This window comes from Mesorhizobium sp. M0145, assembly GCF_040322355.1.
Lineage (GTDB): Bacteria > Pseudomonadota > Alphaproteobacteria > Rhizobiales > Rhizobiaceae > Mesorhizobium.
Genome location: NZ_JAMYTK010000016.1, coordinates 58,269 through 81,777 on the forward strand (window position 1 = coordinate 58,269; position 23,509 = coordinate 81,777).

At 62.6% G+C, this 23,509-nt stretch carries 26 protein-coding genes; 11 read left to right on the forward strand and 15 right to left on the reverse strand.

The window, feature by feature from the left end; all coding sequences use genetic code 11:
• Window positions 1–126 precede the first annotated feature (126 nt).
• Both NKJ28_RS21750 and NKJ28_RS21755 read left to right on the forward strand, forming a co-directional pair.
• Window positions 127–690 (forward strand): peroxidase-related enzyme, encoded by a 564-nt coding sequence (locus NKJ28_RS21750; RefSeq protein ID WP_352574595.1) that lies wholly within the window; start codon window positions 127–129, stop codon window positions 688–690.
• Between the two features lie 137 nt (window positions 691–827).
• Window positions 828–1,151, forward strand: a complete 324-nt coding sequence (locus NKJ28_RS21755; protein ID WP_023678126.1) for a YciI family protein — start codon at window positions 828–830, stop codon at window positions 1,149–1,151.
• A gap of 9 nt (window positions 1,152–1,160) precedes the next feature.
• Here NKJ28_RS21755 and NKJ28_RS21760 read toward each other — a convergent pair whose 3' ends face one another.
• The gene (locus NKJ28_RS21760; RefSeq protein ID WP_352569503.1) at window positions 1,161–1,775 is read right to left on the reverse strand and encodes a LysE family translocator; all 615 of its coding nucleotides are present in this window, start codon (window positions 1,773–1,775) and stop codon (window positions 1,161–1,163) included.
• Between the two features lie 393 nt (window positions 1,776–2,168).
• On the opposite strand from NKJ28_RS21760, the gene NKJ28_RS21765 reads away from it, so the two are divergent.
• Complete coding sequence (locus NKJ28_RS21765) at window positions 2,169–2,795, forward strand: DUF1062 domain-containing protein (RefSeq protein ID WP_352574594.1); 627 nt, start codon at window positions 2,169–2,171, stop codon at window positions 2,793–2,795.
• 110 nt (window positions 2,796–2,905) lie between these two features.
• On the opposite strand, the gene NKJ28_RS21770 is transcribed toward NKJ28_RS21765, so the two are convergent.
• Both NKJ28_RS21770 and typA read right to left on the reverse strand, forming a co-directional pair.
• Window positions 2,906–3,652: a M48 family metalloprotease gene (locus tag NKJ28_RS21770; RefSeq protein WP_352574593.1), complete on the reverse strand. Its 747-nt coding sequence runs from the start codon at window positions 3,650–3,652 to the stop codon at window positions 2,906–2,908.
• A 241-nt stretch (window positions 3,653–3,893) separates the two neighbouring features.
• The gene (gene typA, locus NKJ28_RS21775; protein WP_023678130.1) at window positions 3,894–5,723 is read right to left on the reverse strand and encodes a translational GTPase TypA; all 1,830 of its coding nucleotides are present in this window, start codon (window positions 5,721–5,723) and stop codon (window positions 3,894–3,896) included.
• A 198-nt stretch (window positions 5,724–5,921) separates the two neighbouring features.
• Between typA and NKJ28_RS21780 the strand changes: the two genes are divergently transcribed.
• Window positions 5,922–6,203: a hypothetical protein gene (locus tag NKJ28_RS21780; protein WP_352451242.1), complete on the forward strand. Its 282-nt coding sequence runs from the start codon at window positions 5,922–5,924 to the stop codon at window positions 6,201–6,203.
• Between the two features lie 46 nt (window positions 6,204–6,249).
• On the opposite strand, the gene NKJ28_RS21785 is transcribed toward NKJ28_RS21780, so the two are convergent.
• Both NKJ28_RS21785 and NKJ28_RS21790 read right to left on the reverse strand, forming a co-directional pair.
• The gene (locus tag NKJ28_RS21785; protein WP_023678132.1) at window positions 6,250–7,824 is read right to left on the reverse strand and encodes an alkaline phosphatase D family protein; all 1,575 of its coding nucleotides are present in this window, start codon (window positions 7,822–7,824) and stop codon (window positions 6,250–6,252) included.
• A 282-nt stretch (window positions 7,825–8,106) separates the two neighbouring features.
• Entirely contained in the window at window positions 8,107–9,390 is a 1,284-nt protein-coding gene (locus NKJ28_RS21790; RefSeq protein ID WP_352636916.1) for an MFS transporter, read from the reverse strand.
• Window positions 9,391–9,472: 82 nt separating this feature from the next.
• Between NKJ28_RS21790 and NKJ28_RS21795 the strand changes: the two genes are divergently transcribed.
• On the forward strand, window positions 9,473–10,078 hold the full coding sequence (locus tag NKJ28_RS21795) for a TetR/AcrR family transcriptional regulator (protein ID WP_352636917.1): 606 nt from the start codon (window positions 9,473–9,475) through the stop codon (window positions 10,076–10,078).
• Window positions 10,079–10,175: 97 nt separating this feature from the next.
• Window positions 10,176–10,766, forward strand: a complete 591-nt coding sequence (locus NKJ28_RS21800) for a hypothetical protein (protein WP_352636918.1) — start codon at window positions 10,176–10,178, stop codon at window positions 10,764–10,766.
• Window positions 10,767–10,783: 17 nt separating this feature from the next.
• Here the strand turns inward: NKJ28_RS21800 and ppa are convergent, their stop codons facing one another.
• The 6 genes from ppa to NKJ28_RS21830 form a co-directional block, all read right to left on the reverse strand.
• Window positions 10,784–11,314: an inorganic diphosphatase gene (gene ppa / locus NKJ28_RS21805; RefSeq protein ID WP_352451245.1), complete on the reverse strand. Its 531-nt coding sequence runs from the start codon at window positions 11,312–11,314 to the stop codon at window positions 10,784–10,786.
• A gap of 116 nt (window positions 11,315–11,430) precedes the next feature.
• Entirely contained in the window at window positions 11,431–11,937 is a 507-nt protein-coding gene (locus NKJ28_RS21810; protein ID WP_023678138.1) for a GNAT family N-acetyltransferase, read from the reverse strand.
• A gap of 117 nt (window positions 11,938–12,054) precedes the next feature.
• Window positions 12,055–12,693, reverse strand: a complete 639-nt coding sequence (locus NKJ28_RS21815) for a TPM domain-containing protein (RefSeq protein ID WP_352569496.1) — start codon at window positions 12,691–12,693, stop codon at window positions 12,055–12,057.
• A 10-nt stretch (window positions 12,694–12,703) separates the two neighbouring features.
• The gene (locus NKJ28_RS21820) at window positions 12,704–13,546 is read right to left on the reverse strand and encodes a TPM domain-containing protein (protein ID WP_352636960.1); all 843 of its coding nucleotides are present in this window, start codon (window positions 13,544–13,546) and stop codon (window positions 12,704–12,706) included.
• 52 nt (window positions 13,547–13,598) lie between these two features.
• Window positions 13,599–14,441, reverse strand: a complete 843-nt coding sequence (locus NKJ28_RS21825) for a TPM domain-containing protein (RefSeq protein ID WP_352636919.1) — start codon at window positions 14,439–14,441, stop codon at window positions 13,599–13,601.
• A 167-nt stretch (window positions 14,442–14,608) separates the two neighbouring features.
• A complete protein-coding gene (locus NKJ28_RS21830) occupies window positions 14,609–15,253 on the reverse strand; it encodes a LemA family protein (protein WP_352470713.1) in 645 nt (214 codons plus the stop codon).
• A gap of 161 nt (window positions 15,254–15,414) precedes the next feature.
• Here NKJ28_RS21830 and NKJ28_RS21835 point away from each other — a divergent pair, with 161 nt between their 5' ends.
• The 3 genes from NKJ28_RS21835 to NKJ28_RS21845 all read left to right on the forward strand — a co-directional run bounded on the left by NKJ28_RS21835 (window position 15,415) and on the right by NKJ28_RS21845 (window position 17,389).
• Window positions 15,415–15,666, forward strand: coding sequence for a hypothetical protein (locus NKJ28_RS21835; RefSeq protein WP_352636920.1), 252 nt, complete (start codon window positions 15,415–15,417; stop codon window positions 15,664–15,666).
• A gap of 8 nt (window positions 15,667–15,674) precedes the next feature.
• Complete coding sequence (gene pdxY, locus NKJ28_RS21840; protein WP_023678143.1) at window positions 15,675–16,559, forward strand: pyridoxal kinase PdxY; 885 nt, start codon at window positions 15,675–15,677, stop codon at window positions 16,557–16,559.
• A 62-nt stretch (window positions 16,560–16,621) separates the two neighbouring features.
• Entirely contained in the window at window positions 16,622–17,389 is a 768-nt protein-coding gene (locus NKJ28_RS21845) for a DUF429 domain-containing protein (RefSeq protein WP_352636961.1), read from the forward strand.
• A gap of 11 nt (window positions 17,390–17,400) precedes the next feature.
• Here the strand turns inward: NKJ28_RS21845 and NKJ28_RS21850 are convergent, their stop codons facing one another.
• Complete coding sequence (locus NKJ28_RS21850; protein WP_352636921.1) at window positions 17,401–18,603, reverse strand: aromatic ring-hydroxylating oxygenase subunit alpha; 1,203 nt, start codon at window positions 18,601–18,603, stop codon at window positions 17,401–17,403.
• Between the two features lie 414 nt (window positions 18,604–19,017).
• On the opposite strand from NKJ28_RS21850, the gene NKJ28_RS21855 reads away from it, so the two are divergent.
• Window positions 19,018–19,422, forward strand: a complete 405-nt coding sequence (locus NKJ28_RS21855) for a hypothetical protein (protein WP_352636922.1) — start codon at window positions 19,018–19,020, stop codon at window positions 19,420–19,422.
• Window positions 19,423–19,512: 90 nt separating this feature from the next.
• Here NKJ28_RS21855 and NKJ28_RS21860 read toward each other — a convergent pair whose 3' ends face one another.
• Together NKJ28_RS21860 and NKJ28_RS21865 are read right to left on the reverse strand one after the other, a co-directional pair.
• Window positions 19,513–21,600: a PAS domain S-box protein gene (locus NKJ28_RS21860; RefSeq protein WP_352636923.1), complete on the reverse strand. Its 2,088-nt coding sequence runs from the start codon at window positions 21,598–21,600 to the stop codon at window positions 19,513–19,515.
• Window positions 21,601–21,639: 39 nt separating this feature from the next.
• Window positions 21,640–22,419 carry a response regulator gene (locus tag NKJ28_RS21865; RefSeq protein WP_352636924.1) on the reverse strand — a complete coding sequence of 260 codons (780 nt, stop codon included), beginning with the start codon at window positions 22,417–22,419 and terminating at the stop codon, window positions 21,640–21,642.
• Between the two features lie 46 nt (window positions 22,420–22,465).
• Between NKJ28_RS21865 and NKJ28_RS21870 the strand changes: the two genes are divergently transcribed.
• Complete coding sequence (locus NKJ28_RS21870; protein ID WP_292663715.1) at window positions 22,466–23,152, forward strand: response regulator transcription factor; 687 nt, start codon at window positions 22,466–22,468, stop codon at window positions 23,150–23,152.
• 76 nt (window positions 23,153–23,228) lie between these two features.
• Here the strand turns inward: NKJ28_RS21870 and NKJ28_RS21875 are convergent, their stop codons facing one another.
• Entirely contained in the window at window positions 23,229–23,396 is a 168-nt protein-coding gene (locus NKJ28_RS21875; protein ID WP_352451255.1) for a hypothetical protein, read from the reverse strand.
• Window positions 23,397–23,509 lie beyond the last annotated feature (113 nt).

Consider the following 23,509-nt stretch of genomic DNA (forward strand, 5'->3'; position numbering starts at 1 on the left):
CCCTCCCGTCACATGTTTTTGCGGCTATGCTAACAGATGACGGGTATTTGGCGACAAAGGTTTGACGGCTTGCGACGAAATGTCGGAATTCACCGGCAGCCTGGCGAAAACGAGGAGAAATCCGCCATGACGGAGAAAATTACCGCGCTTGACCTGGCACCGGCGGAGCTGAGCGACGCGACCAAGGCCTATTTCGCCAAGTGCCGGGAGAAGCTCGGCCTCGTTCCCAATGTGCTGCTCGCCTATGCCTTCGACGAGAAGAAGCTGCGCGCTTTCACCGACATGTACAATGATTTGATGCTGGGTGAATCCGGCCTGTCGAAACTCGAGCGCGAGATGATCGCGGTGGCCGTCTCGTCGGTCAACCATTGCTACTATTGCCTGGTCGCGCATGGCGCGGCGGTGCGCCAGCTTTCCGGCGACCCGGCCTTCGGCGAGATGATGGTGATGAATTTTCGCGCCGCCGAGCTGTCGGACAGGCAACGCGCCATGCTCGAATTCGCGGTGAAGCTGACCGAGCAGCCGGCAAAGATCGTCGAAGCGGACCGGGCGGCGCTGCGGCAAGTCGGCTTTTCCGACCGCGACATCTGGGACGTCGCCTCGACCGCGGCGTTCTTCAACATGTCGAACCGGCTGGCATCGGCAATCGACATGCGGCCGAACGATGAATACCATGCGATGGCGCGATAGGGCACCGCCGTTGCGAGCCAACCGCACATTATATTAGCTACTTCGCATTCTCGTTGCTTGTTTGCCGGTTTGGTCCGATGATCGGCATGCGGCATGACCGCATGCCGGTTCGATGCCGCCGATCAAAGGAGGAGAACATGGCGAAATTTCTCTACGTCTATCACGGCTCGGGCAAGATGCCGACCGAGGAGGCCGAACGGAAGGCAGCGATGGATGCCTGGAACGGCTGGTACGGCAAGCTTGGCTCAGCCGTGGTCGATGGTGGCAATCCAGTCGGCATGTCGAAGACCCTGCTGCCCGGCGGCAAGGTCGAGAACAATGGCGGTAGCAATCCGACCGCCGGTTACACCATCATCGAAGCGAAAGACATCGACGATGCCGTCGGCAAAGCCAAGGATTGTCCTATCCTGACGGACCCGGGTTTCAGCGTCGAGATTGCGCCGATAATCGAAATGGGTTGACGCGCCGGCTCAGGACCGCGCCGCGATAGCCGCCGCAGCGCCGGCCATGGTTCCGGCGCTGACGCGGTTGGCGATCTTCATCGCCCGCTTGCTTTTGAGCAGCTTGCGCGCCTGTGATGCGGCGAGCACCCAGGTCAAATCGATAGCGACCAGGACAACGGCCATGGTCGCGGTCAGCTCGACCCAGCCGATCATGCTGACCGAACCGAGGTCGATGATGGTCGGCAGCAGCGCCAGGTAGAACATCATGATCTTGGGATTGCCGAGCGTCACCGCCATGCCGGCAAAGAACAGTCTGACGGGCGAATCTTCGCGCGGCAGCGCGCCTTCCTTGGCCTCGACCGGTGCCGTCCACATCTTCCAGGCCAGCCAGCCGAGATAGGCGACGCCGACCCACTTCACGACGACAAAGGCAAAGTGGAACGTCTGCGCCACCACGGCGAGGCCAAACACCGCCAGGGACAGCCAGATCGCTTCGCCGATCCACATGGCAAGCAGGAACGGAAACACGTCGCGAAACCCTTTCGAGATGACCCGCGCCACAAGAGCGGCGATCGATGGGCCGGGCGAGCCGGCTGCAACAAGCAGGGCGCCGGCAAAAATCAGCAGCGACGTGAAATGCATGACGCGGTCTCGTTTGAAATGTTTGGGTCGTTCAACATAACCCAACTGTTCCGGCGACGGTAGCGTCTACCGAAAGAAGGCTTGTCGGCCAGGCACCTCACGGCTAGAGATGTCGTTCCGAAATCTTTTCCGAGCTTCACTTTGCCTACGTAACCGCCGGTCTCGTCAACTCCCCCAACACAGAGCAGGGCGTCGCAGTCGCGATGCCTGTTTTCACATCATGTGTTCCTCGGGTGGCGGTTCGAGACCGGTTTGGCACTGCTGAACCGCTGTCGCGCATAACCACCCGCGACACCTGATTTCCGACTGCCGCAGTCTCTCGCCACGCCGTGCCCGCAAGGGTTCTCGATATCGCCGATCTGACGAACTTCCCGACGGGAAGGGCTTTTCGGCATGCCTTCGATACTGCGTATCCGCTGGGCGATCACACCCAAGACCGCACCTCGACCTCACCTCAACTGCAATCGCTGCGGCAGCTTGAAAGCCTATCGCTGCAGCGGCAAATTCCGCGTCAATGCCAATGGCAAGCGCATTGACGCCTGGTTGATCTACCGCTGCATCGACTGCGACAATTCCTGGAATTTCGGCATTCTGGAGCGCTGCAGCCGCCGCGATATCGAACCGGCAATATTGCAGGCGCTCGAAAGCAACGATCCGGTCCTGGCGCGGCGCCATGCCTTCGATGTTGCCGCATTGCGAAGCAGGATCGGGCGCGTCGAGGAGTTTCCTGAAGCCATCGTTCATAAGCAGGTGCTCGGGGACAGGCCGGAAAATACCAGCGCTCTCGAACTTCAGCTCTGGCTCGAAATGCCGACAACGCTGCGGCTCGACCGGTTGCTGGCCAGCGAACTCGGTGTCCCGCGATCGCGGCTACAGGTTTGGGAAGAGAAACGATTGCTGGTCATTGGTCCGGACGGGGGCAAAGCCTTGCGCAAGCCGGCTCGAGCGGGAACGACGATCCGCGTCTATCTCGTCGGCGAGCCCGACCGGGAAGCCATCATCTCGGCTGCCGGCGGATGAAACAACGAGGGAAGGGAGCACACGAGTGCTCCCTTCCCTCGTTGTTGTAGACTACAAGAAAGAAACTTGCGCCGCGCCGACCACTTTCGCCGATTTCCCGAAACGCAATCCTAAGCTGTTTCCAAATCCTTGGCATTTTTCCTTCGGTGAAACGCGCCAAGGAATCGCAAGGGAAGAGTAAGCATCGATAGATTGGGATGTGCCTTGCGCATCATTTTCCATGCGTAACGGTCTGCCTGCCGTTCCTGATCAGGATCCTGTCCAGATTCGACATGCTGCAGCGCGTGGTGTCCTACCTCATGATAGAGCGTTTTCTCGATCATGAATCTCCGAACTACGTTCCCAATCCTGTGCTCGGATGGGCGTCGCCAGACAATCTCGATGACCGATACCGCCTGGAGGTAGGTACCGGCGAATTCGGGCTCGGGAGGTTCCGGGATTATGTAGATTCGCGAAATGCCAACCAGATCGGCTTCAGGTACATTTGCCAGCCAGCGGCCAACGTGCCGAGAGGCTTCAAAGCGACTGTCGAGCTTGCCATGCTCCAGAACAATGATGCCGCCGACCGAAGACCGCCGCCAGTCGTCCATTGCAAAGCGGACGATGCTGCGGAGCGCAGCTCGCATGAGGGGAGTTATCGGTCTTGCGAGCGAAGCCGACATATATCGTCGGGATGCGTCTTCGTTGATATCGTGCAGAGCAGTAGCGAGGCCCGCCACAAGCGTTGCGATTTCGTGATGGGAAACCTTGCCTAGATCGATCCTTGCAAGTTCGTGCTCGATCGCTGGCAATACTGCATTGCCAAATCCAACAAGATTCTTGTGAGCAACGAGCCTTCGCCGCATGTCATCTTGCATAAGGCTCCGGACGAAAGCCAGAACGGCATTTCCCACACCCGTTTCCCCGCCTTTACCCACAGCTAAACTACCGTGACAAAGAAGGAGAGAGCGAAAATATCATGGTATTGCGACGACTCCGCTGTAGCCTCTGAAGAGACACTGAGCGGCCGGCGCCACATTCCTTCTGGCGACAAGCCGTGTCCGCTCAGCGGGAAGGAACGCGTGTTTCGCCCCTCCATTCCGCCCAGAATAAAAGCTCTTACGCCGCGCCGACCACTTTCGCCGACTTCTCAAAACGCTTGCGCTCGTTCGGATCGAGATAGAGCTTGCGCAGGCGGATGGTCTTCGGCGTCACTTCGACCAGCTCGTCGTCCTGGATCCAGGCCAGCGCGCGTTCCAGCGTCATGCGGATCGGCGGTGTCAGCTTCACCGCCTCGTCCTTGCCGGCGGCGCGGATGTTGGTCAGCTTCTTGCCCTTGAGCACGTTGACTTCGAGGTCGTTGTCCCTGGAATGGATGCCGATGATCATGCCCTGATAGACCTTGACGCCGGGGTCGATGACCATCGGGCCGCGGTCTTCCAGGTTCCACATGGCGTACGCCACCGATTCACCCTGTTCGTTGGAGATCAGCACGCCGTTGGTACGGCCCGGCAGCTCACCCTTGTAAGGTTCATAGGCATGGAACAGCCGGTTCATCACAGCGGTGCCGCGCGTGTCGGTCAACAGTTCCGACTGGTAGCCGATCAATCCGCGCGTCGGTGCGTGAAAGACGATGCGCTGGCGATTGCCGCCCGAAGGGCGAAGCTCGACCATCTCGGCCTTGCGCTCCGACATCTTCTGCACGACGACGCCGGCATGCTCCTCGTCGACGTCGATGACGACTTCCTCGACCGGCTCCAGTAATTCGCCGCTGTCGCCCTTCTGCATGACAACGCGCGGCCGCGACACGGCGATCTCAAAACCTTCGCGGCGCATCGTCTCGATCAGCACGGCCAGCTGCAATTCGCCGCGGCCGGAGACGAAGAACGAATCCTTATCCGGCGATTCCTCGATCTTCAGCGCGACATTGCCTTCGGCCTCGCGCAGCAGGCGGTCGCGGATGACGCGGCTGGTCACCTTGTCGCCTTCGGTGCCGGCCAGCGGCGAATCATTGACCAGGAACGACATCGTCACGGTCGGCGGATCGATCGGCTGCGCATGCAGCGGTTCCGTCACCGACGGGTCGCAGAAGGTGTCGGCGACGGTGCCCTTCGACAGGCCGGCAATAGCGACGATGTCGCCCGCCTGCGCCTCGTCGATGGGCTGGCGCTCGAGCCCGCGGAAAGCGAGGATCTTCGAAATGCGGCCGGTTTCGACCTGGGTGCCGTCATGGTGCAGCACCTTGACAGCCTGGTTGGATTTCAGCGTGCCGGATTCGATACGGCCGGTGATGATGCGGCCGAGGAACGGATTGGCTTCCAGGATGGTGCCGATCATGCGGAACGGGCCGGGATGAACGGTCGGCGCCGGCACGTGCTTGATGACGAGGTCGAACAGCGGCGCCAGAGCCTGGTCCTTCGGACCTTCGGGGTTTTCCGAGACCCAGCCGTCGCGGCCTGAACCATAAAGGATAGGGAAGTCGAGCTGCTCGTCGGTGGCGTCAAGTGCTGCAAAAAGATCGAACACCTCGTTGACCACTTCGACGTGACGGGCATCGGGCCGGTCGATCTTGTTGATGACGACGATCGGCTTCAGTCCAACCTTGAGCGCCTTGCCGACGACGAATTTGGTCTGCGGCATCGGCCCCTCGGCGGCGTCGACCAGCACGATGGCCGAATCCACCATCGACAGAATGCGCTCGACCTCGCCGCCGAAGTCGGCGTGGCCGGGCGTGTCGACGATGTTGATGCGGGTGTCCTTCCAGTCGACCGAGGTCGCCTTGGCCAGGATGGTGATGCCGCGTTCCTTTTCGAGGTCGTTCGAATCCATGGCGCGCTCGGCGACGCGCTGGTTGTCGCGGAACGAGCCGGACTGTTTCAGAAGCTGGTCGACAAGGGTGGTTTTTCCATGGTCGACGTGCGCGATGATCGCGATATTGCGGATTTTCATGTTTCGGTCTCGGGAGCGTTGCAGGCAGCAGGCCAAAAGGCGCTGCCTCTTTCGGTTGGGCGGCTCATACAGGGTTTTTCGCAATTGCGAAAGAGGAGGCGAGCCACCAAATAAAGTCACCAAATCTTAAATGTCTTGGTGTGAAGTGGAATTATTAACCAAGGCGGAACCTTTCATGGTCCGGACAGTTCGAATTTCATGATCGAGATAGGCATCAAACTCCGGCCGATTTTGGCATGTACCGCGCTCGCCGTCCTCCTCGCGGCCGGCGCGGCGCAGTCGGCGGCGTCGTTCAAGGAGACGCGGTCTGCTTTGCCGTCCGACAAGCCGTCGGCGGAGCAGCTTTTTGCCGATGCTCCCGATGGCGTCGATCCGGTGGTGACCGGGCCGGTCAGCGCCGCCTTCAAGCAGCGGCAGCAAAATGCCGGATGCGACAGCGCCGTCTGGCCCAACATTCCCGTCGTCTGCTATCCCGATTGATATACGCCCTACCCTCGGGCTGGCCCGAGGGTAGTGGCGCCGTCGCTCACGCCGACCGCACCGGATCGAGCGTGACCTTGTAGAGTTCGCTGTCGTCGCGATCCATCAGCCGCACCGTCAACTGCTCGGTGGCGCCATCGATTTCGACGAGCCCGAAGAACTGCAGGCCGGCCGAAGGCGCCAGGTTTTGACCCTGTTCGGCAGTTGGTGCCTTTATGAACTTCAGCTCCGGGCCGAATGTCATATCGAAACCATTAGGCCCGAACGTGCCGGAATGGATCGGACCCGAAACGAATTCCCAAAACGGATTGAAGTCCTGGAACTGCGCCTTGTCCGGATTGTAGTAATGCGCGGCTGTGTAATGCACGTCTGCGGTGAGCCAGACAGTGTTGCTGATACCCGCATTCTTTATATAGCGAAGAAGGTCGGCAATTTCCAGCTCACGCCCTTTGGCCGGGCCATTGTCGCCATTGCTGACCGCCTCGGCCCCTACCTTCTTGGTGCCGTCGTTCCAGACGACGAGGCCGAGCGGCATGTCGGCGGCGATGATTTTCCAGGTTGCGTTGGAATTCGCCAGTTCACGCTTCAGCCATTTGATCTGCTGTTCACCGAGGATGCGCGATTGCGGCGTCATCGTCTCCTGCATATCCGGACCGTTGGGGCCGCGGTAGGAACGCATGTCGAGGAAGAACACGTCGAGCAGCGGACCATAGGCGATCTTGCGGTAGACGCGGCCGGGCTCCGACGGCTCGTAACGGATCGTCGTCATTTCGTGGAAGGCGCGCGCCGCACGTGCCGTCAGCACATGGATGGATTTTTCAGTGTAGCGATCGTCGGCGCTCAGGTCCTTCGAGTCCGACCAGTTGTTCAGCACCTCGTGGTCATCCCACTGATAGAAGGTCGGACAGATGGCGCTGAGCGCCAGCACATGCCTGTCCATCATGTTGTATTTCCACTGCGCCCGGTATTCGTCCAGCGTCTCGGCAACCTTGCGCTTCTCGTCGATCAGCACTTTGTTTTTCCACTTGCCGCCGTTGGGCAGGTCGACCTCGTCCTTCATCGCACCATCGGCATAGATCGTATCGCCCGAATGCAGGAAGAAGTCGGGCGTGTGCTTGGCAATGGTGGCGTAGGTCTTCATGCCGGTCTCGTCGATGCCCCAGCCTTGGCCGGCGGTGTCGCCCGACCAAGCAAAGCGAATGTCGCGCTTCGAGGCAGGTGCCGTGCGGAAGCGGCCGACGACCGGCTCGGAAACGGCGTTGATGTCGGCAAGATCGGCCGCGACCATGCGGTAGAAGATGTCCTGGTCGGAGGCGAGATCGGTAAGCAGCCGCTTCACCGTATAATCGCTGGCCGGCGAGGTATCGAGCGGCGCCAGGCGGACGGCATTGGTGAAGCTTTCGGTCGGCGACACCTCGAACATGACGCGCGACGGCCGGTCGGTGCGTGTCCAGACCATGCCGCTGGTGGCGTCGACGTCGCCGGACTGGATGCCATGGGTGAAAGCCGGGCGCTGATTGGCGCGCGAGTAATAGGGAAGCGCCAGGCCCGAGGCGCCGACCAGGCCAACGGCGCTGGCCGACGTGACGAAAGCGCGCCGCGTCATCGAAATCTTGTTCATGGCTGTCTCCTGGATGGCATTGAACGTCGCCGCCAAGCTCCAGCTTCAATGTTTCAGGCACATTTCGAAACGATGAAGGTTTCGTAACAACCAACAGGAGCGCTAGCTCTTTCCTTCTCCCCTTGTGGGAGAAGGTGGATTGGCGCGCAGCGCCAAGACGGTTGAGGGGTGCTGGACGGAGTGCCGGCGGTTCCAAGCTGGAACACCCCTCATCCGGCCGAGCTTCGCTCGGCCACCTTCTCCCACAAGGGGAGAAGGGAAAGCCGCACCGTTGGCGCACCCCTAAGCCGCTTGCGGTTCCGGGTCGAACGCCGGGCGGCTGGTGTTGATCAGCAGCGAGATGCAGGCGGCGGCTATTGCCGTCATACCGGCGATCAGGAAGGCAAGCTCGTAATTGCCTTGCAGCTCGCGCATGGTGCCGCCGAAGAAGGCCGCTGTCGCGGCGCCAACCTGATGGCCTGCGACGATCCAGCCGAAGACGATCGGCCCGCTGCGGTCGCCGAACGCCTCGTTGGAAAGCCTGAGCGTCGGCGGCACCGTGGCGATCCAGTCCAGTCCGTAAAACACGGCGAAGATGATCAGGCTGGTCGCCGAGAAGCCGGAATAGGGCAAATAGATCAGCGACAGGCCGCGAATACCGTAATAGACGCCGAGCAGCTTGCGCGGGTCGAAACGGTCGGTGAGCCAGCCCGACAGCGTCGTGCCGATAAGATCGAAGATGCCCATCATCGAGAGCAGGCCTGCAGCCTGCACTTCGCCAATGCCCATATCGCCGCAAAAGGCGATCAGGTGAGTGCCGACCAACCCGTTGGTGGTGAAGCCGCAGACGAAGAAAGTGGCGAACAGATACCAAAAGACGCGCGTGCCGGCGGCGCGGCGCAGCGTGCTCATCGTATGCGCGAGGAAATTGCCTTGCGCGGCAGGTGGTGACGGCGGCACGTCGTCGAGCTCGGCGCCATAGCGCACCATGCCGATGGAGGCCGGCCGCTCCGGCACCAGCAGCCAGACCAGCGGCAGCAGGCAGGCGGTGGCAACCGAGACCGCGATGACAATCGGCCTCCAGCCGCCCGACTGGGCGAGCGAGGCGAGCAGCGGCAGGAAGACCAGCAGCCCGGTGGCACTGGACGCCGACATCAGTCCCATCACCAGGCCGCGATTGGTCTTGAACCAGCGGTTGACGATGGTCGCGCCGAGCACGGTGGCGACGGCGCCCGAGCTGACGCCGGAAAACACGCCCCAGGTGAGGAGCAGATGCCACGGTTTGGTCATCAACAGGCTGAGCGCGGTCGATCCCGACATCAACAGCAGCGCGGCAAGCAAGGTGCGGCGCAGCCCGATCCGCTCCATCAGCGCCGCGGCAAACGGCCCGGTCAGGCCGTAGAGGAAGATGCCGGTGGCCGCCGCCAGCGACACCACGTCGCGCCGCCAGCCGAAACTGTTCTCCAGCGGCAGCATCATGACTGCCGGCGCCGAACGCAGGCCCGCTGCGATCAGCAGGCAGAGGAAGATGACGGCGACCACGACGAAAGCGTAGCGCTGGCCAAACGGGCGGGATTGAGCTATCATGTTACTGACCGGTACGTTGCAGGAGCGCGAAACATACGTACCGACCGGTAACATTGTCAACCAGCTAACCGGCAGACCAGGCATGAAAAGCATTGAACCAACGATCAAGGCGAATGACGCACCGCCGCCTCGCGCCGCCGAACGGATTCTCCAGGTCGCGCGCGACCTGTTCTACCGGCAAGGCATCAGGGCGATCGGCGTCGACGAGATCGTGCGGCGTGCCGGCGTCACCAAGCCCAGCCTCTACCGCAGCTTTCCGTCCAAGGACGAGCTGGCCGCATCCTACCTCCGGCACTATGACCTCGAATTCTGGGAGCGTTTCGACGAGGCGGTGGATGCCCATCCCGGCGATCCGCGCGCGCAGATCGTCGCTTTCCTGACGCGTGTCGGCAAGCGCACGCAAAAGCCCGACTATCGCGGCTGCGGCATGACCAATGCCGCGGTCGAATATCCCGAACCTGGCCATCCGGCCCGCGTCGTGAGCGAGGCCAACAAGCAGGAATTGCGCCGCCGCTTGCGCGCCATGGCGGCGGCGATGGGCGCCGGCGACGCCGACACGCTGGGCGACGGGCTGCTGCTGCTGATCGAGGGCGCCTATATTAGCGGCCAGCTGTTCGGTGCCGGCGGGCCGGCGCAGTCGGTGGCCCGCAACGCCGATCTTCTGATAGAGGCAAGCTTGAAGAAATAGTGTTCCGTTTACCAGACCACTGTGCGCAGCCTGACTTCCTCTAGGCTGCTGCTAAATTTGACGGTACGCTGCGCCCCCCGAACTGAGTTGTTCCGCCATGCGCGCTCTCCTGATCCCGCTTGCCCTCGCCGGTTTCTGCCAGGCGGCCCGGGCCGGCGACATATCCAGCGTCTATACCGATCTCGATTGGGAGAAGGACTGCGTCACCTATGCCCAAGCGGAAGAAGGCGACGGGGACTGGGCCGATCTCGCCTGTTCGGGCTATCGCGGCTACCCTGTGCTGGTTTCCTACGACGACGCGCGGGAATCGCTGTTCTACGGCTTTCCACCTGGCGACATGACCACGGTCTGGGAAAGCTTTTCCGGTATCAATTCGGCTGGACCCAAGGTCGAGTGGCGGATCGAAACCAACGGCAAAACTGCCATTCCCTTCGCCGTCATTCATCGTCGCTCGATCAGCGATACCGAGGGCGAGAACAAGTCGACGGAAGTGCTGATCGTCGCCAAGGTTGCCCAGCCTGACGCCCACGAAGGCTGCGCGATCGGCCTTGTGCTCGCCACCGGCAATCCCGCCGCCAACGATCAGGCGCGCAAGCTTGCCGACGAGAAGGCACGCACCTTCGCCTGCGGCAAGGACAAGCGTGAGGTGCTTGGCGACGCGCCCGCTTTCGGCCGCGTCGACAACTGATTATTTGCGCCCGACAATTACTTGCGCCTGGCCCGCTCGATTGCCTCGACGATCATCTTCTTGGCATAAGCCGCATCGTACCAGCCTTCGATCTTGACCCATTTGCCGGGTTCGAGATCCTTGTAGTGCTCGAAAAAGTGCTGCACTTGCTGGCGGGTGATGTCGGGCAATTGCGTGTATTCGTGGACGTCCTCATAACGCAAGGTCAGCTTGGGTGAAGGCACCGCGATCACCTTCTCGTCCTGGCCCGCATTGTCCTCCATCACCAGCACGCCGATCGGCCGTACATTGATGACGCAGCCTGGCACCAGCGCGCGCGTGTTGCAGACCAATACGTCGATCGGGTCGCCGTCGCCCGATAGCGTGTGTGGTACGAAACCGTAATTGCCGGGATAGCGCATCGACGTGTGCAGAAAGCGGTCGACGAACAGCGTGCCGGCTTCCTTGTCCATCTCGTACTTGATCGGCTCGCCGCCGATCGGCACCTCGATTATGACGTTGACGTCCTCGGGCGGGTTCTTTCCGCTGGCAATCGCTTCGATACGCATCGCTTTATCCCTCTCTCGATTGCAGATCGATAGCGGGCGACGGCGAATGGTGCAATGCGGCGAATGGTACGGGGAGATCGTCCGAACCGAAAACCGGCCGGATCATGCGCTGGCCGTCATTCCCAGACGAAAGCGACCTTCTTCAGCGCCTTCTGCTCGAATATCTCGACGCCTTCGGCAACATCGCGGCCGCCGGCGCCGGCATAGAAGGCAAGTGCGTTCTGATTGTCTTCCAGCGCCCAGACCACCATGCCTTTCAGGCCATGGTCGGCCAGCCGTGCCCGCGCGGCCGAGAACAGCCGGCTGCCGAGCCCGATGCCTTGATATTCCGGCCGCAGGTAAAGTTCGTAGATCTCGCCCTGCTGCCTGAGTTCGCGGGCGCGGTTCTTGCCGATCGTCGCATAGCCGGCAATTTTGCCGCCGATTTCGACGACCAGGACGGTGGCAGCGCGGCGAATGGCATTCGCCCACCAGTCGGCGCCGCGGCGGTTGATCATCGATGTCAGCGTGCGGTGCGGGATGATGCCCGAATAGGCGCCGCGCCAGGCCTCGAGATGCACGTCGGCGATGGCGGCTGCATCGCGCGGTTCGGCTTTCCTGATGTCGATGCTCAGCGTATTCATGATTGGTTAACCATAAACCCGCTGCGCCCGATTGCAAGAGTCCGGTCAACCGCCGCGATGCTTTCACACAGCCGGACGGTGCGTCCTTGAGACGCTGCGAAACCGCCTTTGGCGAGATCAAATCTCGACCAGATGGTCGTCCAGTTCGTTGCTGTCGCCGGTCGAGACCGGAAAATGCTCGGCCAGTACCGCACCGACTGCTTGGATCGCCTTGACGAACCCCTCGGCAAGCCGATCGTCGCCGGCATGCGCCGTAAGGTCGCGGACGACACCGTCCCAGACATGCTGGCCGACACAAGAATCGATCCCGCTGTCGGCGACCACCTCGGCGTAGCGCTCGGCAATCGAGACGAACACCAGCACGCCAGTGCGCGCCGTGGTGCGGTGGACGTTGCGGGCGAGGAACTGCTTCATCGCATTGGCGTGGGCGGCCTGGTAGCGCAGCCGCCTCGGCACCAAATGGATGCGCAATGCCGGCAATGCCCACAACAGGATGAGCACACTGGCAAGCGCCAGAAGCTCGGCGATGACGAAATGCGGCAAGCGGATCGACAGCCACCAGGCTTCCAGCCCATAACCGACGGCGAGGCTGACGACGAGCATGCCGAGCATCGCCATGAAAGCGGCCGGAAAGAAATAGCCGTCGCTGGCATGCGCCACGACGCAGTAGATCTCGCCGTCGGTCTTTGATTCGGCAGCGCGGATCGCATCGGCGATGCGCTCATGATCCTCGGGGCTGATCGGTCGTGTTGCCATGATTGATGTCTCACCAGCTTCCTGAAGAACCGCCGCCGCCGGACGAACCGCCGCCGCCTGAAAACCCGCCGCCGGAACTTCCGGACGACCAACTGCTGCCGGAACTTCCAGACGACCAGCCACTGCCGGACGAGGTCCCCGACGTCCAGCCACCGCCACCGGAGGATGACGAAGCTGGCCCACGGCCGTAGCGAAACGTCATGCCCAGCCACTTGTACACGCCCGGCGACAGTTTCGTGCCGAAGATCGGCGGCAGGAACGCCATTGCCAAGCCGCCGAAGAACATCGTCGCCCACAGGACAATGAACAGCATGAAGATGGGATCGACAGGATTGTCATTCGCCGGATTGCGCTTGCCGCGCGCCTCCAGTTCTTCGGGATTGCCTTCCAGCACCATGATCATGTCGTCGACGGCCTTGCTGATGCCGCCGGAGAAATCGCCGGCACGGAAGGCCGGCACCATGTCGTTTTCGATGATCAGCTTGGTGTGCAGGTCGGTCAGCGTGCCTTCCAGCCCATAGCCGACCTCGATGCGCATCTTGCGGTCGTTCGGCGCCACCAGAAGCAGGACGCCGTTGTTCTCCTTCGCCTGGCCGAGTTTCCAGGCGCGGAACAGCCGGTTGGCGTAAGGCTCGATCTCCTCGCCGTCGAGGCTGGGGATGGTCGCGACGACGATCTGGTCGGACCCTTTCGTCTCGAACTCGGCAAGCTTCTGCGTCAGCGCCGCCTCGGTCGCGGCATCGATGATGCCGGCATTGTCGACGACCCGTCCGGTCAGCGCCGGCAGTGCGGCGGCGAAGGCCGCGAAGCCGACCAGCAGCACCGCCATGGCCAACAGCGCGGTGCCGATCATTTTGATGAAACGGCCGGATTCCACCGGGCTGATGGCGTGTCTTGTCATCTCGTCACCAACTTCCCGAGGAGCCGCCGCCGCCGGACGAACCGCCGCCGCCGGAAAACCCGCCACCGCTTGAACCCGACGACCATCCCCCGCCGGAACCTCCCGACCAGCCGCCGGACGACCGCCGGTTTGGCTCGAAGGTCATGCCCAGCCAGCGATAGCGGCCGGGACCGATCTTCTGGCCGAAGATCGGCGGCAGGATGGAGGCTGCGAGGCCGCCGAAAAAGATGATTGCCCAGATGGCTATGAAGATCGTGAAGAACAGATCGTCGCTGTTGAACGGCGGCTGCTGGTTGCGTTCGCCGCGCGCCTCCAGTTCTTCGGGATTGCCTTCCAGCACCATGATCATGTCGTCGACGGCCTTGCTGATGCCGCCGGAGAAATCGCCGGCGCGGAAGGCCGGCACCATGTCGTTTTCGATGATCAGCTTGGTGTGCAGGTCGGTCAGCGTGCCTTCCAGCCCATAGCCGACCTCGATGCGCATCTTGCGGTCGTTCGGCGCCACCAGAAGCAGGACGCCGTTGTTCTCCTTCGCCTGGCCCAGTTTCCAGGCGCGGAACAGCCGGTTGGCGTAAGGCTCGATCTCCTCGCCGTCGAGGCTGGGGATGGTCGCGACGACGATCTGGTCGGACCCTTTGGTCTCGAACTCGGCAAGCTTCTGCGTCAGCGCCGCCTCGGTCGCGGCATCGATAATGCCGGCATTGTCGACGACCCGTCCGGTGAGGGTTGGCAGTGCGGCGGCGAAGGCGGTGAGAGGGAGGAGGAGAAGGCTTTGGAAGACGAGCAGGAAGGCCAGGCTGGCGTTCTGTCGCGCCCCCCTCTGTCCTGCCGGACATCTCCCCCTCAAGGGGGGAGATCGGCTGTCACGGCTGTTTTCGCCAATCTCCAACGTTGCAGGATGGGCGGTGAAGCCAAAGCTGCCAATCTCCCCCCTTGAGGGGGAGATGCCCGGTAGGGCAGAGGGGGGCGCTACGGAGTGCAAGGCCAATAGGGACCACGCTCACCGGCTGTTCTTCACCCGCCTTGCGTGGTGTTGGTGCCGAAATCGACCTTCGGCGGCTGCATCTTATCCTCCTCGATCGTGAAATTCGCAAACGGCTGGTTGCCGCGGAACCACAAGGTCGCCCAGATCACCGACGGGAAGGTCCTCAGCGTCAGATTGTACTCTCTCACTGCCTGGATATAGTCGCGGCGGGCGACCGTGATCCGGTTCTCGGTGCCTTCGAGTTGTGCTTGCAGCGCCAGAAAGTTCTGGTTGGCCTTGAGATCGGGATAGTTCTCCACCACCGCCAGCAGGCGCGACAGCGCGCTGGTCAGGCCGGCCTGGCTGTCCTGGAATTTCTTGAAGGCTTCCGGATTGTTCAGCGTTTCCGGCGTCACGGTCACCTGCGTCGCCTTGGCGCGCGCTTCGACCACGGCATCGAGCGTGTCCTTCTCGTGCGCGGCGTAGCCCTTGACCGTGTTGACCAGATTGGGGATGAGATCGGCGCGGCGCTGGTATTGATTCAACACCTCGCTCCATGCGGCCTTGGCGTTTTCCTCAGCCGTCGGAATGGTGTTGTAGCCGCAGCCGGCAAGCAGCGGCAGCATGACGGCCATGACCAGGAACGCAGCTAGATTACGAAAGATTGGCGGCGAAGAAAGGCGCTGGGCAAGCATGATAAGTCCCCTCGATAGCATTGGCAGGCGAAGCATTAGCACAATCCTTGCGTAAGAAAATGACTTCGGCCGAGAAGTGTTACTGGTTTCTGCCATTCGCCGTCGGGCCCTGTGACAGACGAGGCGAACGGGTTAAGCTCGGCATAAAACGGGACATCACCATGGCGAAACGCCACGACAGCGACGCGGAATCGCGCCGCATCATCGAACGGGTGGCGCGCGAGACCGACCCGGGGGGCACCCCGTTCCTTGCACGAACCACTAAAGGCGCGCGCGACTACGTCACCGCGGCCGATGCCGACCGGTCGGACCCGATCGAATATTGGGGCACCCGCATCGGTCGGGCAGCGGGCTTGCTTATTGCCATCGGCCTGTTGATCTGGCTCGTGCTTTTCGTCACCAGGGGCAGTTAGGAAAATCAATGAGTGCCGAAAAAACCGAGGCGCCGCGCGCGGTCATCGTCGTCTCCAGCCATGTCGCCCGTGGCTCGGTCGGCAACCGTGCCGCTGTCTTTGCGCTGGAGACGCTCGGCTTTCCGGTTTGGGCGGTACCGACCGTCATCCTGCCCTGGCATCCGGGCCATGGCCGGGCCACCCGCATCGTGCCGCCGCTGGACCAGTTCAAGGCGCTGATGGCCGACCTTGAGCGCGCGCCGTGGCTGGGCGAGGTCGGCGCCGTGCTGTCCGGCTATCTCGGCGAGGCTGGCCAGGCCGAAGCCGTCGCTTCGCTGGTCGGCGCAGTGAAGGCGAAGACGCCGGACGCCCTCTATATCTGCGATCCGGTGATGGGCGATTCGGGCGGGCTCTACGTACCTGAGCCGACCGCAATCGCCATGCGCGACCGGCTGATGCCGATCGCCGATATCGCCACGCCCAACCGCTACGAGCTGGAATGGATGGCCGGAGCGCCGCTGCCCGACTTGAAATCGGCAATGGCTGCGGCCCTGCAGGCCGGCCCACCGGCCATGCTGGTCACATCGGCGCCGGCGATGATGGCCGGCGGCACCGGCAATTTACTGCTCGCCGGCAGAGAGGCACTGCTTGCCGAACACCGGCTCATCGACAAGCCGCCGAATGGGCTCGGCGACCTGACGGCGGCCGTCTACCTGGCGCGGATCCTGTCCGGCCAGCCGGCCGCCAAGGCGCTGCAATCGACCACGGCGGCGGTCTACGAGATCCTGGCGCGGACCGCCAAGCGCGGCGGCGACGAGTTGCAGCTCGAGACCGATGCCCAGAGCCTGTCGCACCCGATGGCGATGGTGCAGCTTCGCCATCTCCTGCATCCGGAACGGGACCGCCGGGCGTGACGCAGGCCGAAGACGCCGTGCCCCAGGATGGTGCGCCCAAGGATGTTGCGCCCGACGATGTTATGCCCTGGGGTGTTGTGCTTGTCGGCGTCGACGGTTGCAAGGCCGGCTGGATAGCCGTCCGCCGCGATCCCGGTGCGGCACCGTCGACAGCCGTTTTCCCAAGCTTCGCGGCGTTGCTCGACCGACTGCCCGCCGACTCGTTGGTAGCGGTCGATATGCCAATCGGCCTGCCCGATTTCTCGCAAAGAGGCGGTCGCGGCCCGGAGGCGCTGGTGCGGCCGCTGCTTGGGGCCCGGCAGTCCAGTGTCTTTGCCATCCCCTCCCGCGCCGCGCTCTACGCGGAGATCGAAGCCTTCACCACGGTCGACGCCTGGTACGCCGCACATCGCAAGGCAAGCGAGGTAGCCAAGACGACCTCAGATCCGCCGCGCGGTGTCTCGATCCAGGCCTTCGGCATCTTCGCCAAGATCCGTGAGATCGATTCGCTGCTGATCGCGCGCCCCGAACTACGCAGCCGCGTGTTCGAATCGCATCCGGAAGTTGCCTTCTGCAAACTGAACGGCGACCGGGCGATGCGCCTGCCGAAGAAGATCAGGGGCAACATCAATCCGGCCGGCATGGCCGAACGCAAGGCGCTGCTTGCCCGGCATGGCTATAGCCAGGATTTTCTCGACCAGACGCCGCCGCGCGGCGCGGCCGCCGACGATTTCCTCGATGCCGCGGCGATGATGCTGGTTGCCGGACGCATCGTCAAAGGCGAGGCAATGCCGTTTCCGGATCCGCCGCTCGCCGATCGTTTCGGCATTCCCGTCGCCATCTGGGCCTGAGGACCAGGGCGTCAGGAGCGTGATCTGAACGCCTCGTTGAGTGCCCACATATCCTTCTCCTCGGGCGCGGTCCCCAATCCGAGCACGGGAACTTGCTTGCGCAAATGGTCGTGGTGGGTGCGCACGCCATATTCGAGATCGGAGAGGTAAAAACCTCCGAAGGCTTCGGACAGCATGGATTCGTTGGACCATATCGAAAGCTGTACATCCTCGGCCAGCGTGTCGCGGTCGATGCGGTAGGATAGGTAGCGGGCTGCCGCCTGTCGCCTGGTCTCGTCGCGATAGCGGTAGATGGCGCCGCGCAGCAGCGTCTCACCCGTCGACAGCGGAAATTCCTGATAGAACTGCACCGATTCCGGCATGATCGACAGCGCGTTGTTCGGGAAGATGCCGTAGTAGATCCAGGCCTTGCGCAGGTGTTCCGGCAGGTGCTTCGCCTCGGGTGCGAGCTTGATGTATTGCGCGACGCTCCAGCGCCGTCCGGCATACGGATTGTAGGTGGCGAACGAGCGCGACACGCCGTTGACGAACGGCTCGTCGAAATAGGTCGCACCGTAAAGGTCCTGCAGCGCCGGATGCGCCATGGCGACGTGGTAGCCTTCATTGTCGACATCGCGCACCGATTTCCAGTTGACCGGCGTCTTTTGGGTCCAGATGCCCCAGGACGGCACCATCTCGACGACGCCGTAATGGGCAATCTCGGCTTCGATCGGCTTCAACAGCTCGGCCACCGATGGCTGCGTCCCACCCTTGCGGAAACGGATGAAGATGAAGCCCATCCAGATTTCGAGCTCGAGCGGCATCAGGCCGAATTCGGTCTTGTCGAGGTCGGGGAAGGAACGGGGGCGGGCAGCACCGCGCAGCGTGCCGTCGAGATTGTAGACCCAGCCATGAAAGGGGCAGACCAGCGCATTCTTGCAAGTGCCCTGGCTGTCGGCAACGACGCGACTGCCGCGGTGGCGGCACATATTGTTGAAGGCGCGCACAACGCCATCCTTGCCGCGCACGATCAGCGCCCGCTCGCCGACCACATCCATCGTCAGATAGTCGCCGGCGTTCGGCACGTCGCAGACATGGCCGGCGATCTGCCAATGGTTGCGGAAGACGTGCTCTTTCTCGAGTTCGAGCAAGGCGTCGGAATGATAGCTCCAGCCCGGCAGCCCCCGCCGATCCCAATCGTTGGGGATTGCCACGTCACGCAGATGCGGGTTCATAAAAGGCTCTTTATTTATTGAATGCTCGTTCAATAAAAGCATATTTTCCGTTGAAATGCAATGGCTTGGGAAAATGGGGCGAATTCTTTACGGGAAATCGAGCGGGATTCGAGAGCCCAGTCCGAATGATCGAAGCCGGGAAAATCCCGGGAATTCCAGACGTTAATCCCCTTACACTTGTTGAGCGCCCGACGCTCTGTGGGCCTGGAAAAGCGACGTGGATCTGGTGCCGTGGGTAGCGGAAACGAGAATGCCACCGGTGCTGCCAGCTACGCCTGATCGGTTTGCCCAGGAATGGCCGCGGGCTTGGTTTCATGCCGGTTACACAATCGTTAATCCATCATCGTTGGCCGGTTACAAGGTGCGATTAAGTTCGTTTCAACAGGGAAAAGAAGAAGACCGAAGGAAACGACGATGCGTACGAAAATCCAGATCACCGATACCGACCTTCGCCAGCAGGGTCCCCAGCGTAACGACCGGCGCCCGAAGCTGGCGCTGCGCCAGCGCGCCAGTGATCATCCGATGGCGATGTTCATGCTGCTGGCGGCTGCCGCATTTGCCGGCATGGCGTTGACGCCGACCGTCGGTCCGGCCTTCGCCTCACTGAACCCGCCGGCCAACCTCATCAATGGCGCGACAACCACCACCAAGACGGCGCGCCTGCCGATGCCGGAGATCGATTTTGCCTGCAAGGGGCAGGCCTGGGGCGCCGAGAGCCTGGATTGCCTGCGCGTCATCGCTGCCCAGTCGGGCAAGGCACGACCGGTCCGCATGATCGCCAATGCCGCCCCGCTGGCCGATACGCCGAACGTTTTTTGATTTTTTTGCGAGCGCCCTCCAGCACTCCAGTCAGGCTCCCGCCGCAATGTCGGCCGGGAGCCTTTTTCTTCCGGGGCGAGATCGCGGAGTCTAGCCGCCCAGAGCGGCCTGCTCGGCAATGGCCGAGAGCACGCCGCGCACATCCAGCGTGCTGAACGGTTTTTCGAGGATCGGTGGTCGCTGCTGCGCCGGCAGCGCTTCGATCTCGCCTTTCGCGCCGATCAGATCGCCGGTGACAAGCACGAAGCGCCGCGCCAGACCCGGCATTTCGGCGAGTAGCTCGCGATAGGCGGCTATGCCGCTGGTGCCGGGCATGCGCAAATCGGAAAACACGATGTCCGGCGGCACATGGCCGCTCAGCGTCGCGGCGGCCGTGACCCAGGCCGGCACGACCCGCGACTTGATGCCCATCAGCTCCAGAATATCGGACAGCGACGCGGCGACATCCGGCTCATCGTCTATGATCAGCGCGTGACGCAAGCCGCTCGACCGCGACGGAGCTTCGCCGGCGGCGGCCGCGCCGGCAGCGATCGCCGGCAGCTGCACGACAAAACGCACACCTCTCGGCGAAACCTCCTCGAACCAGATATTGCCATTGTGCCGCTCGATGATCGATTTCGAGATCGACAGGCCGATGCCGGTACCGACACCGACCGGCTTGGTGGTGAAATAGGATTCGAATATGCGTGAGCGTATCGCTTCCGGCACGCCTGGCCCGTTGTCCTCGACCGAGAATCCGGGATTGCCGCGGTCGCTGCGAAACGTCCGGACCTTGATCCGGCGGTCGCCGGCAACGCCGGCCAAGGCGTGCTGGCTGTTGATGAGGAAGTTGGCGGCCACCTGCGTCACGTGGTCGGCATCGGCCATGGCCAGCAACGGGCCGCTGGCGAAATCGGTGTCGATGATGATGCCGCTCGACCGTGCACCATAGGCGGTCACTTCGAGTGCGGCACGGATCACCTGGTTGAGGTCGGTTTCGGCTTGTGCGGCCGGGTGCAGGCGGACCATCGACAGGAAGCTCTTGACGATACGGCCGCAGCGCTCGGCAGCGGCGCGCACCTTTTCGGCGCGCACCTTGGTCTGCGGATCGGCGGCGAATTCGTGCAGCAGCGTCGACTGGGCGACAACCACGGCCAGCGGATTGTTGAGCTCGTGCGAAACGCCGGCAAGCAGCGAGCCCATTGCCGCCATCTTCTCGTTCTGGTGCAGTTTTTCGCGCTGGCGGTTGATTTCCTCCTCGGCCCGCAATCTGTCGCGCAGGTCGCGGATAGAGCCGAAGATCAGCTGGCGATCGGCGACCCGCATCTCGGTTGCCGTCAGCTCGATCGGAAAAACCTCGCCGGCGGCGTTCTGGGTGACCGTTTCGAGCCGCTGGCCGACCATCGGCGCGCCGCGGCCCGACATATATTCGGCGCCGGACGCATAGCCCTTGCGGTAATATTCCGGCACGACCGTGTCGAGCAGGTCCTTGCCGAGGATATCGCTGCGCCGATAGCCGAACATCTTCTCGGCGGCCGGATTGAATTCGATGATCGAGCCGGTCTCGTCGATGACGATGATGGCGTCGAGCGAGGCCTGCAGCATGGTGCGGCGAATGACGTCACTGGCATGCGCGTCGGAGGGCGATCGTTCGATGGCATCGCCAATAGCGAGTGCCACCATGTGCAGCGCCGCCTCTTCCTGGTCGGTCCATTCGCGTTCGTTAACGCAGTCGTTGACCGCCAGCGTGCCCCACAAATTGCCGTGCGAAAAGACCGACACCGACAGGAACGACTTGATGTTCTGCTTTTCGAAATCGGTCCGCAGAAAGCCTTCGAGATCGCGTGTGTGCCCGGCGAAGATCTTGCCTTGACGCTCGTCCTCCGCCAGCCGTTCCAGCAATGGGTCCGAATCGACGACCGACTGCACGATGACGGTCGGTGATGCCAGCTCGCCGCCAAACCGGGGGGCGATCCAATAAGCGGCGACCGACTGGGCGAAGCCCTGGCCGGGCAGTTCGCGCAGGCGAAACAGGATGCCGCGGTGACAATCCATGGCTTCGCAAAGCGTTTGGAGAATACCTTCCATCTCGCGCTGCCAATCGCCGGCTTCGCGCAGCCGGCGAACCACATGCACGGCCACCATCGCCGCACCCTGCCTGGCGCCCTGCGTGTCCGCGCGTGCTGTTTCAGCCGTCATGGTCATTTCCTGGCCTTGGCTTGCTCAAGCCGCCAGGCCTCAGTTATTTTCACCGACCGGCAGCGAGAAGATATAGCCTTCGCCGCGCACCGTGCGCAGGAATTTCGGGTTGGCTGGGTCCGCTTCGATCTTCTTTCTCAGCCGCATGATGCGGATGTCGACCGCGCGGGACGATTCCGGGTCCTCGACGAAACCGATCGCCTCGGAGATCGCCGCCCGCGTCAACAGCCGGTTGGCGCGCGTCAGGAACACCTCCAGCACGTCGAACTCGCTCTTGGCCATGTCGATGACCGCGCCGTTGGCGCCGGTGACGAGCCTGCCGTCGAGATCGGCGTGAAAAGGTCCGAAGCTCACGGACCGGCGGCCGCCGGATGTTTCAGCCTTGGCTTTTTGTGGCTCGGTCGGCTCCGGAACGCGGCGCAGCACGCTGCGCACCCTGGCCAGCACTTCGCGCAATTCGTAAGGCTTGACGATGTAGTCGTCAGCGCCGAGCTCCAGTCCGACGATGCGGTCGAGCGCGGTACCGGCGGCCGTCGCATAGATGATGCCGATCGGCATTTTCGACCGCATCCAGCGGCCGAGCGACAGGCCGTCCTCGCCCGGCATGGCGATGTCGAGAATGGCCAGATGGAAGGACTGGGTTTCCAAAAGGCCGCGCGCCGCCGCCGCACTTTCGGCCGTGGCCACATCATAGCCGCTGGCGCCGAGATACTCGGCGACCGCATCCCTCAGGTCGGGCTCGTCCTCGACAATGACAATTCGTGCCCGCACGATGCTTTCGCTCCCGCTTTCAGCGGAAAGTAGATTGGGTATAAACATGATGTCCAGCACTCTTCTTGGGTTGCCGTATGCGGGGTAGAAAAACATGGCTGCACGATCCGTTATCGCGCTTGTTTCCGTCGCTGAAGTAATTGCGACCGATCTCGCCGATCATCTCGAGCGGCGCGGTCATGACGTCCGCGCGGCGCGACAGCCGTGGGAGGCCGAATCGCTGCTTTCGGAAAAGGGTATCGATGTCGTGGTTGTCGGCGACAGCGTCAGCCAGGCAGAGGGGCGCGACCTGCTCAGGCGACATGGCGGCGAAGGTGGACCGGATTTCATCCTGATCTGCCGCCCGGCCGATCTGGTCGACAAGGTTCTGGCGCTCGAACTCGGCGCCGCCGACGTCGTCGAAAGCCCGCTCAATGTCAGGGAGCTTGCCGCTCGCGTAGGCGGCCTTCTGGCTCGGCGCGGCAGGAGCGCCGGGGAACTGATCGTGCTGGAGAACGCGACCGTCGATCTCCGATCGGCCATCGTCATGCACCGCTCGGGCACGGAAGAACAGCTGTCCCCCGGGCAGGTGGCGCTGCTCAGGCTGTTCCTGGCCAGCCCGCGCAAGGTGCTGACGCGGGACGACATCATCGCCGCCGCGCCCGCCGAAAATGCCGAAGCCTTCGACCGGTCGATCGATTCGCGCATCGTGCGGCTGCGCCGCAAGCTCGATACCGAAACCATCACCACCATACGGGGTGCGGGTTACCGGTTCGATCCGCCGACGCAATTCGCCGATTGAAGGCAGGACGGCCACCCTCTTGTCTTGAGCATCGGATTTTCCCAAAACCGGTTTCCACCTTGGGGTCCGATGCTCTTCAGCGCACCACGAGAAGCGACGGGCCGGACAGCATGTCACTGTTCGTGCTGACCTCGCCGGCATGGGCACGTTCCTTCAGCAGCACGGTGGCGAGGCCGGCAATGCCGAGCAGCCCCTGGACGTAAAGCAGCGCGGAAAGCACGGAAGCGGCGAATTTCGTTTTCATCCTGTTCGTTCCTCAAAATTGGAATTTACGGGCACTTCAGGGGAACCCCCGAAGCGCCCGCGCCGCCAGCGGAGCCCCCCGTTGCGGCGCGGGCCTTCGGTCCTCTCGGCTGC